Origin of the sequence: Hydrogenophaga sp. (assembly GCF_051007235.1) — a bacterium.
Taxonomy (GTDB): domain Bacteria; phylum Pseudomonadota; class Gammaproteobacteria; order Burkholderiales; family Burkholderiaceae_C; genus Hydrogenophaga.
On sequence record NZ_JBPCSJ010000350.1, the window covers coordinates 1 to 12,338 of the forward strand.

General features: G+C 67.1%; 13 protein-coding genes and 1 pseudogene. 6 read left to right on the forward strand and 8 right to left on the reverse strand.

The annotated features are described in order from the left end of the window. Together ACR2JA_RS12440 and murB are read right to left on the reverse strand one after the other, a co-directional pair. On the reverse strand, window positions 1-1,037 hold a 1,037-nt coding region (locus ACR2JA_RS12440; RefSeq protein ID WP_434009396.1), incomplete at its 3' end, for an IS30 family transposase. A 101-nt stretch (window positions 1,038-1,138) separates the two neighbouring features. Continuing rightward, window positions 1,139-2,191 (reverse strand): UDP-N-acetylmuramate dehydrogenase, encoded by a 1,053-nt coding sequence (gene murB, locus ACR2JA_RS12445; protein ID WP_434009397.1) that lies wholly within the window; start codon window positions 2,189-2,191, stop codon window positions 1,139-1,141. Between the two features lie 41 nt (window positions 2,192-2,232). On the opposite strand from murB, the gene ACR2JA_RS12450 reads away from it, so the two are divergent. Together ACR2JA_RS12450 and ACR2JA_RS12455 are read left to right on the forward strand one after the other, a co-directional pair. Further along, on the forward strand, window positions 2,233-2,718 hold the full coding sequence (locus tag ACR2JA_RS12450; protein WP_434009398.1) for a YajQ family cyclic di-GMP-binding protein: 486 nt from the start codon (window positions 2,233-2,235) through the stop codon (window positions 2,716-2,718). Window positions 2,719-2,867: 149 nt separating this feature from the next. Then, window positions 2,868-3,467, forward strand: a complete 600-nt coding sequence (locus tag ACR2JA_RS12455) for a retropepsin-like aspartic protease family protein (RefSeq protein ID WP_434009399.1) — start codon at window positions 2,868-2,870, stop codon at window positions 3,465-3,467. 92 nt (window positions 3,468-3,559) lie between these two features. On the opposite strand, the gene ACR2JA_RS12460 is transcribed toward ACR2JA_RS12455, so the two are convergent. The 4 genes from ACR2JA_RS12460 to ACR2JA_RS12475 form a co-directional block, all read right to left on the reverse strand. Further along, the gene (locus tag ACR2JA_RS12460; protein ID WP_434009400.1) at window positions 3,560-3,916 is read right to left on the reverse strand and encodes a RidA family protein; all 357 of its coding nucleotides are present in this window, start codon (window positions 3,914-3,916) and stop codon (window positions 3,560-3,562) included. Further along, a complete protein-coding gene (gene plsY, locus ACR2JA_RS12465) occupies window positions 3,913-4,542 on the reverse strand; it encodes a glycerol-3-phosphate 1-O-acyltransferase PlsY (protein ID WP_434009401.1) in 630 nt (209 codons plus the stop codon). The genes ACR2JA_RS12460 and plsY overlap by 4 nt, the downstream gene beginning before the upstream one ends. 45 nt (window positions 4,543-4,587) lie before the next feature. Next, entirely contained in the window at window positions 4,588-5,079 is a 492-nt protein-coding gene (locus ACR2JA_RS12470; RefSeq protein ID WP_434009402.1) for an aminoacyl-tRNA deacylase, read from the reverse strand. Window positions 5,080-5,193: 114 nt separating this feature from the next. After that, complete coding sequence (locus ACR2JA_RS12475) at window positions 5,194-6,237, reverse strand: aldo/keto reductase (RefSeq protein ID WP_434009403.1); 1,044 nt, start codon at window positions 6,235-6,237, stop codon at window positions 5,194-5,196. 148 nt (window positions 6,238-6,385) lie between these two features. Between ACR2JA_RS12475 and ACR2JA_RS12480 the strand changes: the two genes are divergently transcribed. Continuing rightward, window positions 6,386-7,063 carry an OmpA family protein gene (locus ACR2JA_RS12480; RefSeq protein WP_434009404.1) on the forward strand — a complete coding sequence of 226 codons (678 nt, stop codon included), beginning with the start codon at window positions 6,386-6,388 and terminating at the stop codon, window positions 7,061-7,063. Between the two features lie 45 nt (window positions 7,064-7,108). Here the strand turns inward: ACR2JA_RS12480 and ACR2JA_RS12485 are convergent, their stop codons facing one another. Next, window positions 7,109-8,854, reverse strand: coding sequence for an acyl-CoA synthetase (locus ACR2JA_RS12485; protein WP_434009405.1), 1,746 nt, complete (start codon window positions 8,852-8,854; stop codon window positions 7,109-7,111). 35 nt (window positions 8,855-8,889) lie between these two features. Between ACR2JA_RS12485 and ACR2JA_RS12490 the strand changes: the two genes are divergently transcribed. Beyond that, a complete protein-coding gene (locus ACR2JA_RS12490) occupies window positions 8,890-9,798 on the forward strand; it encodes an alpha/beta fold hydrolase (RefSeq protein WP_434009406.1) in 909 nt (302 codons plus the stop codon). Here the strand turns inward: ACR2JA_RS12490 and ACR2JA_RS12495 are convergent. Continuing rightward, window positions 9,795-10,709, reverse strand: a complete 915-nt coding sequence (locus ACR2JA_RS12495) for an alpha/beta hydrolase (RefSeq protein ID WP_434009407.1) — start codon at window positions 10,707-10,709, stop codon at window positions 9,795-9,797. The two genes, ACR2JA_RS12490 and ACR2JA_RS12495, sit on opposite strands and share 4 nt — an antisense overlap. A 51-nt stretch (window positions 10,710-10,760) precedes the next feature. On the opposite strand from ACR2JA_RS12495, the gene ACR2JA_RS12500 reads away from it, so the two are divergent. Together ACR2JA_RS12500 and prfB are read left to right on the forward strand one after the other, a co-directional pair. Next, window positions 10,761-11,282 (forward strand): ABC transporter ATP-binding protein, encoded by a 522-nt coding sequence (locus ACR2JA_RS12500; RefSeq protein WP_434009408.1) that lies wholly within the window; start codon window positions 10,761-10,763, stop codon window positions 11,280-11,282. A gap of 94 nt (window positions 11,283-11,376) precedes the next feature. Next, window positions 11,377-12,338: pseudogene (gene prfB / locus ACR2JA_RS12505) on the forward strand (peptide chain release factor 2); the annotation flags it as partial.

Consider the following 12,338-nt stretch of genomic DNA (forward strand, 5'->3'; position numbering starts at 1 on the left):
CTATGAATGAGGGTGGAGTGTTGTGGTCTGTTCAGGAGCACCTCCCGATAGACCGCCAGCGGTGATCGTACGCCCAGACCTTTGCGTGGCCGGTTGTTGATCTGGTCGGCAATGGCGTCGAGCTGCTCCTGGCTGTAGCCCGAGAGGTCAGTCCCCTTGGGCAGGTACTGGCGCACCAGTCCGTTGGTGTTCTCGTTGGAGCCACGCTGCCAAGGGCTGTGCGGGTCACAGAAGTACACCGCAACGCCCGTGCGGCGGCTTAGCTCTTTGTGCATCGCCATCTCCCGGTCCTGGTCGTACGTCATGCTCTGGCGCATGGGCGCTGCAATGCCCAGCAGCTTGTCAGAGAAGGCCTGCATCACATTGACCGCACTGGCGGGCTTGAACTCGGGCAGCTTGATGAGCATCAGCAGCCTGCTGGTGCGCTCTACCAGAGTGCCCACCGCACTGGCGTTGGCTGCTCCCTTGATGAGGTCACCCTCCCAGTGCCCTGGAAACTGCCGGTCTTCAATCTCAGGCGGGCGCAGGTGGATGCTCACCATGTCGGGGATCTGACCCCTGCGGTCCTGTCCTTTGCTGCGCGGCACGCGTTTGTTGTGGGCGTGACGCAGGGTGGCTATCAGCTCGCGCTTGAGTTCGCCCACGGGTTGGGCATAGATGCAGTTGTAGATCGTCTCGTGTGACACGCGGTGCTCATGGCCTTTGGGGAAGATGCAGGCCAGTGTCAGGGCAATCTGCTGGGGCGACCAGCGCTCGCTCAGAAAGTGGCGCATCACCCCGAACAGAATGCCATCGCGATGGAGCTTGCCCAGTGGGCGGCCTTGCAGGCGTCTGCGCTGGGCGCAGGCACGCGCTGTGGTGCTGGCGTAGCCTGTGGGCTGGGCGTTGCGCCGCAGTTCCCGGCTGATGGTGCTGGGGGATCGCCCCAAGACCAGGGCGATATCTCGAACCGTGTACTTCTGCTGGACAAGGCTGGCCAGCGTCACGCGGTCTTCAGGCTGGAGTTGTTGATATCTTCTTGGCGGTGTGCTCTGCATCTGCGGACCTTACTCGGTAGCAGGTGTTGCACTTCAGGCTTGAATCCGCCCTGCCTACCGCAAACGCAGATGACCAGCGTGTTGTCGCTCGCAGCCCGTACTCAGATCACCACCGGCTCCGGCTCCAGCCGGATGCCGAAGCGCTCGTAGACGCTGGTCTGGATGGCCTTGGCCAGGGTCATGACCTCGCCGCCGGTGCAGGGGTGTTCGGCGTCGCCCTTGTTCACCAGCACCAGGGCCTGCTTTTCGTACACACCGGCGTGGCCCATGGTCTTGCCTTTCCAGCCGCAGGCGTCGATCAACCAGCCGGCCGCGAGTTTGATGCTGCCGTCGTCCATGGGGTAGTGCACCACCTTCGGGTCGCGCGCGATGATGTCGGCGCACTGCTCGGGCGTGACGGTGGGGTTCTTGAAGAAGCTGCCGGCGTTGCCGATGACGGCCGGGTCGGGCAGCTTGGCGCGGCGGATGGCAACCACCCAGTCGAAAATCTGACGCGCGTCGGGCTGGCGGATGCCGGTCTCTTCCATCTTGCGTTCGAGGTCCAGGTACCCGAGCACCGGCTTCCAGGCCTTGGGCAGCCAGAAACGCACGCGGGTGATGAGCGCGCGGCCGGCCAGGCCGAAGCTTTGGTTGTCGGCGGCCACGTGCTTGAACACCGAATCGCGGTAGCCAAAACCGCACTGCGCGGCTTCGAGCGTGAAGCCCTCGCCGGTCTGCAGGTCGATGGCGTCCAGCGAATGGAAGCGGTCCTGCAGTTCCACGCCGTAGGCGCCGATGTTCTGCACCGGCGAGGCGCCCACGGTGCCAGGGATCAGCGCCATGTTCTCCAGCCCGGGCCAGCCCTGGTCCAGCGTCCAGGCCACGAAGCCGTGCCAGTTTTCGCCGCCACCGGCCTCGACCAGCCAGCCCTTGTCGGTCTCCTCGACCAGGCGCTTGCCTTCGACCTCGACCTTGAGCACCAGGGCCTTGATGTCGCCGGTGATGACCAGGTTGCTGCCGCCGCCGAGCACGAAGCGCGGGGTGATGGCCCAGTCGGGCGCGATCATGAGGGCGCGCACATCGGCTTCGCTGCGGATGCGCGCGAGTTGCTGCGCGCGGGCGGCGATACCGAAGGTGTTGTACGGCTGGAGGGGGACCTGTTTCTCGACTAACATGCCCCGGATTGTCTCATTCACCTTTTGCAGAGTGCCCTGTCATGCCTTCTTTCGACACCAAACTTGAAGCCGATTTCGTGGAAGTGAAAAACGCCGTGGAGAACACGGCCAAGGAGATCGGCACCCGCTTCGACTTCAAGGGCAGCAGCGCCGCGGTCGAACTCAAGGACAAGGAGATCATCCTGTTCGGCGATGCCGACTTCCAGCTCCAGCAGGTCGAAGACATCCTGCGCAACAAGCTGACCAAGCGCAGCGTGGACGTGCGCTTCCTGGATGTCGGCAAGGTCGAGAAGATCGGCGGCGACAAGGTCAAGCAGGTCATCAAGGTCAAGAATGGCGTCAGCAGCGAAGACGGCAAGAAGATCCAGCAGGCCATCAAGACCAGCAAGATGAAGGTGCAGGCCGCCATCCAGGGCGACGCAGTGCGCATCACCGGCGCCAAACGCGACGACCTGCAGGCCGCGATCGCGCTGATCCGCAGCGAGATGAAAGACCTGCCGCTGTCGTTCGATAACTTCAGAGACTGAACGAACACCCCCGCGCCGCGCTGCGCGCGTCACCCCCTCAAGGGGGCGGCGTTGGCGGCCCGGCGAAGCCGGCTCCGCGACGCCCTTGAACCATGCACCTCTCTCCAACGCATTTTCTGTTCACAGCTGTTTTGGGGCTTGTGCCTCTGATGGGTCTTGCCCAGTCGGTCGCGCTCACCGGTGTCTCGGGCAGCAAGGCGCTGGTGGTCATCGACGGCGCGGCACCGCGCTTCCTGTCGGCCGGGCAATCGCACCAGGGCGTGAAGCTGCTCGGCCTGCAGGGTGAGGCGGCGACGGTGGAGGTGAACGGCCAGCGTCAGACGCTGCGCGTGGGCGATGCGCCGGTGAGCGTGGGTCGCGCGGCGCCCGCGGGTGGCGGTGGCCAACGTATCGTGCTCACGGCGGACGCGCGCGGTCACTTCCTGCCTCCGGGGCAGATCAACGGCCGGGAAGTGCAGTTCATGGTGGACACGGGGGCCACGAGCGTGGCCCTCGGTGAATCCGATGCGCGGCGCATCAACCTGAAGTACGAGGACGGTCAGCGCGTGCGCGTGAACACCGCCAACGGGCAGGCCGTGGCACACGTGGTGCGACTCGACTCGGTGCGCATCGGCGACGTCACCGTCTACGGCGTGGAAGCGCTGGTGACGCCGCAGAGCATGAGCTACGTGCTGCTGGGCAACAGCTTCCTCAACCGTTTCCAGATGCAGCGGCAGAACGACCAGCTGACGCTGGAAAAAAGGTTCTAGATCGCGGCCCCAACGCTCCGCCGCTGCGCGGGTCGCTGCCCCCCGAGGGGGTGCGAATCCGGCTTGGGGCGGCCCGGCGCCGGATTCATCGCTCAGGCCTGCGCGGCCGTGACCACGATCTCGATCTTCCAAGCCGGATCGGCCAGCGCGGCCTGCACCGTGGCCCGCGGCGGTGCGGTACCCGGCACCACCCAGGCGTCCCAGACCTCGTTCATCACCCCGATCTCGCGGATGTCGGTGAGGTAGATCTGCGTGCGCAGGATGCGCGACTTGTCGCTGCCGGCTTCCTTCAGGCGCTGCTCGATCTGCGCCAGCACATCGGCCGTCTGGCTGCGGATGTCGGTGGCCTCGCACTCGGGCACCATGCCGGCGAGATAGACCACGCCGTTGAACACGGCGGCTTCACTGTAGCGCGCTGCCATGCCGATACGTTGGATGTCGCGGCTCATGACTTCTTCGCTCCCAGCTTGCTTTCCTTGCCCGCAATCAGGCGGTTGATGTTTTCGGCGTGTCGCCAGACCAGCAGCAGGCCCATGACGGCCAGGCTCAGGACCATGACGCCGGGCGCGTTCCAGGCCACGTGGTGGCCAAACAGGTAGAACGCCGGCGCAAAGACGGCTGTGACGATGGAGGCCAGCGACGAGTAGCGAAACGCGTAGGCGATGATGACCCAGGTCAGCAAGGCGGCCAGGCCCAGCCAGGGTTCAAAACCAACGATGACCCCCGCAGCGGTGGCCACGCCCTTGCCGCCCACGAAGCGGAAAAACACCGGCCACAGGTGGCCCAGGAACGCGGCCAGACCGACCAGGGCCACGGTGCCGTCGCCCAGACCGAAGGCTTCGCCCCAGCCCTTGACCAGGAACACCGGCAGCCAGCCCTTGAGCGCATCCAGCAGCAGCGTGAGGATGGCGGCCTTCTTGCTGCCCGAGCGCAGCACGTTGGTGGCGCCGGGGTTTTTGCTGCCGTAGGTGCGCGGGTCGCTCAAGCCCATGGCGCGGCTGACGACGACGGCGAACGAGAGCGAGCCGATGAGGTAGGCCACGACGGTGGCGATGACGGGGTACAGGGCTTCCAAAATGCAGTTCCTCGCTGGCGCCGCAGGGTCGCGGCAGGGGACCGCCTATTCTGCCAGCGCGCATTGCACCGGCCGTGCACCCAGCGGCCCGGCCAGCACGGCCGGGTTTATGCCCACCAGATAGCCGCGTCGGCCACCGTTGATGAGGATCTTGGGCAGGTCCAGCACGGTGGACTCGACGTACACCGGCATGTCGCGCTTGAGGCCAAACGGCGAGGTGCCGCCGACCAGATAACCGCTGTGCCGGTTGGCCACCTCGGGCTTGCAGGGTTCGACCGACTTGGCACCGATCTGCCGCGCCAGGTTCTTGGTGGACACCGTCCGGTTACCGTGCATGAGGATGGCCAGCGGCTTGGCCGCCTCGTCCTGCATGATCAGTGTCTTGACCACGGCGAACGGGTCGAAGCCGAGCACCGCGGCGCTGTGCTGTGCGCCGCCGTGTTCCACGTATTCGTAGGGATGCTCGGTGAACGCCACACCATTCACCTTCAACCAGGCAGTGGCGGGTGTTTCAGAAACGTGCGCTTTTTTCGACATGAGGAACGGTAGCGAAAGCAGTGTCTGCGCCAGGATGCGGTGGAACCGGCTCCGCCGGGCCACTCGCATCGCCCCCTTGAGGGGGTCGCGCGCAGCGCGGCGGGGGTGGGCCGGTTACTGGGCTGGATCGCGGTGTTCCCAGCGGATGGCGTCGATGGCCTTGAGCAGTTCGGGCGAGAGCTGCACATCCCACGCGTCCAGACACTGGTCCAGTTGCGCCAGCGAGGTCACGCCGATGATGGTGCTGGCCACCTTGGGGTTGCGGTAGCAGAAAGCCAGTGCGAGCTGGGACGGCGTGAAGCCGTGCTCGCGCGCCAGCGCGTTGTAGCGCTGAGCCGCGGCCAGCGCTTCGGGGCGGCCCCAGCGCTGCGCCCGCATGCTCTCGTACAGCGCCATGCGGCCGTGGTCACCGACCAGACCGGTCTCGTCGTACTTGCCGGTCAGCAGGCCGAAGCCCAGCGGGGAATACGCCAGCAGGTCCACGTTCAGGCGGTGGCAGGTTTCGTCCAGACCGTTCTCGTAGCTGCGGTTGATCAGGCAGTAAGGGTTCTGCACCGTGGCCACGCGCGGCAGGCCCAGCTGGTCGGCCAGACGCACGAACTCGTGCACGCCGTAGGGCGATTCGTTGGACAGGCCGATGGTCCGCACCTTGCCGGCCTTCACCAGTTCGGCCATGGCCTCGAGTTGCGCCTCGATGGTGGGCGCTGCGCGGTCCTTGGCCGGGTCGAAATACAGGGCACCAAAAGCCGGCACGTTGCGCGCCGGCCAGTGGATCTGGTAGAGGTCGATCACGTCGGTCTGCAGGCGGCGCAGGCTGCCCTCGCAGGCTTCGATGATGCCGGCCTTGCTGACCTCGGCGCGCAGCCAGGGCATGCCTCGCGCCGGGCCGGCCACCTTGGTCGCCAGCACCAGTTGCTGGCGCACTCCCGTGCGTTGGGCAAACCAGTTGCCGATGATGGTTTCGGTCGCGCCACAGGTCTCGGCCTTGGCCGGCACCGAGTACATCTCGGCCGCGTCCAGGAAGTTGACACCGCGTTCGAGCGAGCGGTCGAGGATGGCGTGCGCATCCGCTTCGTTGACCTGTTCGCCAAAGGTCATGGTGCCCAGGCAGATGGGGGTGACGTGCAACGGGCTGGTGCCCAATTCAACGGTGTTCATGCAAGTGTTTGTAAATGCGGTGGTCGGGGGTGGCGGTACGCTCGTGCAGGCGCTAAGTTTAGGGTTCCCGGTCACCGACCGCTGGTCACCCGCGGGTCAGCCCCGCCAGCCGGTCACCACCGCCTTGTCAACACCCTTGGAGAACCCCATGAAAACAACACCATCCCTGCGCTCGCTGTCCCTCACCGCGCTGGCCGCCACCCTGGCCTTGAGCGGCTGCGCGAACATGACCGAAACCCAGCAAGGCACCGCGAAGGGTGCCGCGATCGGTGCCGCGGCGGGCGCCGTGCTGGGCGCCATCACCGGCGGCGGCAAGAGCGCCACCACCGGGGCCGTGCTCGGCGCCGGCGCCGGCGCCCTGGGCGGCTACGTCTGGTCCAAGAAGATGCAGGAACAAAAGGCCGCGATGGAAAAGGCCACCGTCGGCACCGGCGTGGCCGTGTCGCAGACGGCCGACAACCGGCTCAAGCTCGACATCCCCAGCGACATCTCGTTTGACGTCGGGCGCTCGGCCATCAAGTCGGACTTTGCCGGCGTGCTCAACCAGTTCGCCACCAGCCTGAGCGCCAACCCGGCGACCGTGGTTTCCATCGTCGGTCACACCGACAGCCAGGGCAGCGACGCCATCAACAACCCGCTGTCGGTGGACCGCGCGAACAGCGCGCGCGACTACCTGATCGCACGGGGCATCGCCGCCACCCGCTTCAACACCGACGGCCGCGGCGCGCGAGAGCCGATCGCCGACAACAGCACGGCAGAAGGCCGCGCCAAGAACCGTCGCGTGGAAATTTTCGTGGCCGAGCCGGCCACAACCGCGCAGAAGTAAAGCCCCCAAGCTCCGCATCCCAGGTGGGGCCATCACGGGACGGGTTCACACCCGTCCCGTTTTTACTTTCCAGCGCGCCTCTTCCTGCAGGCGCAGCACCCGCCGCTGCACCTTCCCGGTGGTGGTCATCGGCAGGGCATCGGTGAACTCGATCTCTTTGGGGTACTCGTAGGGCGCCAGTTGCCCTTTCACGTGCTGCTGCAGCGAGGCCACCAGCGCGTCGTCGCCCTGCACACCCGGGGTCAGCACCACATAGGCCTTCACCACCGCGCCGCGCTCGGCGTCGGGCTTGGGCACCACGGCCGCATTGGCCACGGCCGGGTGCTTGACCAGGCAGTTCTCGATCTCGCTGGGGCCGATGCGGTAGCCCGCGGCCTTGAACACGTCGTCGCTGCGGCCCTGGTACCAGAGGTAGCCGTCGGCGTCGCGCACCGCCAGGTCGCCGGTGCGGCACCAGCTGCTGGACGGATCGCCCGTGAACTTGGCCCGCGTGGCGGCCTCGTTTTTCCAGTAGCCCAGAAAGAAGATCGGGTCCGGGTCGCCGTGCACGTCCAGCCGGTGCACCGCCACGTCGCCCGGCACACCCACCGGGCATTCGTTCCCGTCGTCGTCGATCACCGCCACGCGGTGGCCGGGGTAGCCCTTGCCCATTGACCCTGGTTTGGCGGGCCACAGGCGTGAGCAGTTGCCCACGATGTAGTTGATCTCGGTCTGGCCGAACATTTCGTTGACCGTCACCCCCAGCTGGTCACGGCAGTAGGCGAACACCGCATCGCCCACCGCTTCCCCCGCGCTCATGATGGCCTGCAGGCGCAGCGTGAACTGTTCGCGTGGGCGCGGATGGGCCTTCATCATGGCCTTGAGCGCGGTGGGAAACAGGAAGGTGTGCGTCACGCCGTGGCGCTGCATCAGTTCAAACGCCAGGTCGGGTGTGAAGCGCCCGTTGTGCGCCACGATGGGCCGGCCGAAATACAGGCTGGGCAGCAGGGCGTCCATCAGCCCGCCGGTCCAGGCCCAGTCGGCCGGTGACCAGAAGACCGCCTGACTGGGGACCGACGCGTCCCAGGGGTCGAAGCCGAACCAGTTCTGGCTGCAGACGAAGCCGGTGAGGTTGCCGATCAGCGCCCGGTGCGGGATCAGCGCACCCTTGGGGTTGCCGGTGGTGCCGCTGGTGTAGATGAGCACGGCCGCCTCGTCGGCCATCGTCTCCACCAGTCGGAAGTGAGCCGGTTCCTGTGCCAGCACCGCCGCCCAGTCGAGCACGCCCGGGCCACCGCCCACGGCCACGATGTTGCGCAGCGCCGGGCAGTCACCGCTGACGCCCTGCACCGCCGCCACGGTGCTGGCGTCGCACAGGGCGACCACGGCTTCGGAATCGTGCAGGCGGAACGCCAGCGCTTCGGGCCCGAACAGCTGGGACAAGGGCATGCCCACCGCGCCCATCTGCAGCACCGCCATGTAGGCCACGGCCGTTTCAAAACGCTGCGGCATGACGATGGCGACGCGGTCGCCACGCCGAACACCCAGCGCCGACAGCGCGTTGGACAGGCGGTTGGCCTGGGCCTGCAGTTCGGCGTAGCTGTGTGCCACATCAGGCTGGCCGGGCGCGGTGGCGATCACCGCCGTCTGCGGCGCGCGCTGCGGGTCGTCGGCCCAGCGACGGGCGCACACCTGGGCCATGTTGAAGCGCTCGGGCACCGACCAGCCGAAACGCGCGTGCAGCGTGGCGTGGTGGTCTGGGGCTTGAGGGGGGAGAAAGGACGCGGTGTCGCGGCCTTGACGGCGTGCCATGCAGAGGTCTCCTGCGGTTCCTTATGATGAATCGAATGTACCAAGCACGCCGCCCCTCCCGCAGCACCTTCGTGACCGTGCGCGACCTGCGCTACCACGTGCGCGCCTGGGGCGACCCGGTGCCCGGTCAGGTGCCGCTGGTGCTGGTGCACGGCTGGATGGACGTGGGCGCGTCCTGGCAGTTCATGGTCGACGCGATGGCGCAGGACCGCTGGGTGATCGCCCCCGACTGGCGCGGCTACGGCCTGACGCAGACCCCACAGCCGGCCCCTGACAGCTACTGGTTCGCCGACTACCTGGGCGATCTCGACGCCCTGCTCGACCACTTTTCACCTGGCCAGCCGGTGGACCTGGTGGGCCACAGCATGGGCGGCAACGTGGCCATGATGTACGCGGGCGTGCGGCCGGCGCGCATCCGCCGGCTGGTCAACCTCGAAGGCTTCGGCCTGCCCGCCACCCGCCCGGCACAGGCGCCCACCCGGCTGGCCCAGTGGCTGGACGAGATCCAAGCGCTGCGCCGCGGCGAGATGGACCTCAAGACCTACGACAGCGCCGACGGCGTGGCCCGCCGCCTGATGAAAACCAACCCGCGCCTGGGCGCCGACAAGGCGGCGTGGCTGGCGCAGCACTGGGCCGCGCCGGACGCGCAGGGCCGCTGGGCGGTGCTGGGCGAGGCGGCGCACAAAGTGGTCAACCCGCAGCTCTACCGGGTCGAGGAGGCGCTGGCCATTTATGCGCGCATCGCGGCGCCGGTGCTGTCGGTGACCGCCAGCGACGACAGCCTGGGCCAGTGGTGGAAGGGCACGTTCACGCTGGCCGAGTACCGCGAGCGACTGCGCCATGTGCCGCAGCTGACCGAGGCCCACATCGACGACGCCGGCCACATGCTGCAGCACGACCAGCCACAGCGGCTGGCGGCGCTGATCGAGGACTTTCTGGGCTAACGACAGCCCGCCGCGATCTCGCGCCAGGTCTGGTCGTAGGCACCGGTCGGGTCGGTCTGCAAGTCGCTGTGGCCCAGCGGCCAGGTGCGCCACTGTTTGGGCGATGGCGCGGCCTCGTACAGGCGGCGCCCCAGCGCCAAGGGCACAGTGTCATCGCGACTGCCGTGCAGCAGCCACACCGGCGGGGACACCTCTGCGATGCGGTCGATCGATGCCATGCGTTCACCGCCCAGCAGCGTCAGCTGGCGGCCGAACCAGCCGACGCCCGCCTCGGCCACGTCCGGGAAGCTGGTGAAGGCACTTTCGAGCACCAGCGCGCAATAGGCGGGCGTGCCACGCAGGCGCTGCGCCAGCTGCACCGCCACGGCCGAGCCCATGGAATGGCCATAGATCACCCAGCGCACCGGGCGCCCTTCGCGCAGCGCCGCGGCCTGCAGCGCTTGCCAGGCGGCCCAGGCGTCGGCATGGATGCTGTGTTCGCTGGGCACGCGCGGGCTGGAAGCGCCCCAGCCGCGGTAGTCGGGCAGCGACACGTCGAGCCCAGCGCGCAGCATGGGCGTGGTCTTGTTCAGGTTCTGCCAGGCGTGGCGGTAGGTGCCGTGCAGGTAGAACACCCGCACCGGCGCCGCCTGGCCCGGCTGGGCAGCCACCTGCAGCACCTGCACCTGCTCACCGTCGCCCCCCACCGGCACGGTCAACGCCTGCACGTCGCCGCGGGTGGCCAGCAGGCGCTGCCACTCGGCGGCACTCTGCAGGGCGGTGGGGCGGTAAATCTTCTGGCGCTGCCAGTCGTCCAGCGAGGCGCAGCCCGACAGGACCAGCAGCGCCGCGATGGCCACGACGGCGGCAAGCCCATGCCAGCGGCCAGGCGACGGCAGGTGGCTTGTTTCAAGTGTTGACGAGTCGTTCACACGGTGCAGGCACAATCGCGCGCTGATTACTTTCGATGTAAGGATTGTTCCATGTGTTTGCGTCTGGGCACCGTGCTGCTGGCTGCGGTTCTGGCCACCCCTTCGTGGGCCGCCGACTGGTCGGTCTGTCCCGGTTGGGATCAGGCCACCGCCACGGCAGACTCTTCCGGCTACTGGGCGTTCGCGTCCCCTTACACCTACCACTGGTCCGATGAAAACGCGAAAGATCACCGCGCGGTCTTCGCACTGAGCGTCAGCCGCCAGCTGCCCAACCAGCGTTTTTGCGGCGCCAGCCTGTTCCGCAACTCCTTCGGTCAACCGTCGGCCTACGCGTTCACGGGATGGCTCTGGCCCAACCCGATCAAGGCCTATCCCGAGGTGTACGCCACGGTCAGCGCCGGCATCATCTACGGCTACGTGGGTGAGTTCAAGGACAAGGTACCGCTGAACGTTGGCGGCTTCTCGCCGGTGGTCATCCCGACCGTGGGCTACCGCCTCACACCCCAACTGGCGGTCGAGGTCCAGATCCTGGGCACGGCCGCCGTCATGTTCGGCACCAGCTGGCGTTTCTGACGCGGCGCCCGCCGCGCCGCGCCCGGGCGGCGCATGAGAAAATCGCGGGTTTCGTGGCCTTGCCCACGCCCACCGCCTTTTTCAAGAGAACACCATGGAAGCCGAACGCACCAACGCCATCCGCAATCAACTGGCCGACCTCAGCGCACGCGTGGTCGAGCTCCGGAGGTATCTTTGACTACGATGCCAAGGCATTGAAGCTGTCGGAGGTCACCAGCGCGCTGGAAGACCCCACCGTCTGGGACAACCCCAAGCGCGCCCAGGAGCTGGGCAAGGAAAAGAAATCGCTGGAGGACGTGGTGGTCGTGCTCGACCGGCTCACCGGCGAACTGGCGGACAACACCGAACTGTTCGAGATGTCCGAGGCCGAGGGCGATGACGCCGGGCTGGAGACCATCGAGGGCGAAGCGAAGAACGTGCAGGCCGAGGTCGAGAAGCTCGAGTTCCGCCGCATGTTCAACAACCCGGCCGATCCGCTGAACTGCTTTGTCGACATCCAGGCCGGCGCCGGCGGCACCGAAGCCTGCGACTGGGCCAGCATGCTGCTGCGCCAGTACCTGCGCTACGCCGAACGCAAGGGCTTCAAGGCCACGGTGGAAGACGAGACGCCGGGCGACACCGCCGGCATCAAGAGCGCCACCATCAAAGTGGAAGGCGAATACGCCTTTGGTCTGCTGCGCACCGAAACCGGCGTGCACCGCCTGGTGCGCAAGAGCCCGTTCGACAGCTCGGGCGGCCGCCACACCTCGTTCGCCTCGCTGTTCGTCTACCCGGAAATCGACGACTCGATCCAGATCGACATCAACCCGGCCGACGTGCGCACCGACACCTTCCGTGCCTCGGGCGCGGGCGGCCAGCACATCAACAAGACCGACTCGGCCGTGCGCCTGACGCACATTCCGACCGGCATCGTGGTGCAGTGCCAGGACGGCCGCAGCCAGCACAGCAACCGCGACGTGGCCTGGCAGCGCCTGCGCTCGCGCCTGTACGACTACGAGATGCGCAAGCGCATGGAAGAGCAGCAAAAGCTCGAAGAGACCAAGACCGATGTGGGCT

Coding starts and splice junctions, on each gene's coding strand:
- ACR2JA_RS12460 (WP_434009400.1), bottom strand. CDS start 3,916: ATGAGCCGCGACATCCAACGTATCGGCATGGCAGCGCGCTACAGTGAA.
- ACR2JA_RS12500 (WP_434009408.1), top strand. CDS start 10,761: ATGTGTTTGCGTCTGGGCACCGTGCTGCTGGCTGCGGTTCTGGCCACC.
- ACR2JA_RS12490 (WP_434009406.1), top strand. CDS start 8,890: ATGTACCAAGCACGCCGCCCCTCCCGCAGCACCTTCGTGACCGTGCGC.
- ACR2JA_RS12450 (WP_434009398.1), top strand. CDS start 2,233: ATGCCTTCTTTCGACACCAAACTTGAAGCCGATTTCGTGGAAGTGAAA.
- ACR2JA_RS12470 (WP_434009402.1), bottom strand. CDS start 5,079: ATGTCGAAAAAAGCGCACGTTTCTGAAACACCCGCCACTGCCTGGTTG.
- ACR2JA_RS12480 (WP_434009404.1), top strand. CDS start 6,386: ATGAAAACAACACCATCCCTGCGCTCGCTGTCCCTCACCGCGCTGGCC.
- ACR2JA_RS12475 (WP_434009403.1), bottom strand. CDS start 6,237: ATGAACACCGTTGAATTGGGCACCAGCCCGTTGCACGTCACCCCCATC.
- ACR2JA_RS12485 (WP_434009405.1), bottom strand. CDS start 8,854: ATGGCACGCCGTCAAGGCCGCGACACCGCGTCCTTTCTCCCCCCTCAA.
- ACR2JA_RS12455 (WP_434009399.1), top strand. CDS start 2,868: ATGGGTCTTGCCCAGTCGGTCGCGCTCACCGGTGTCTCGGGCAGCAAG.
- murB (WP_434009397.1), bottom strand. CDS start 2,191: ATGTTAGTCGAGAAACAGGTCCCCCTCCAGCCGTACAACACCTTCGGT.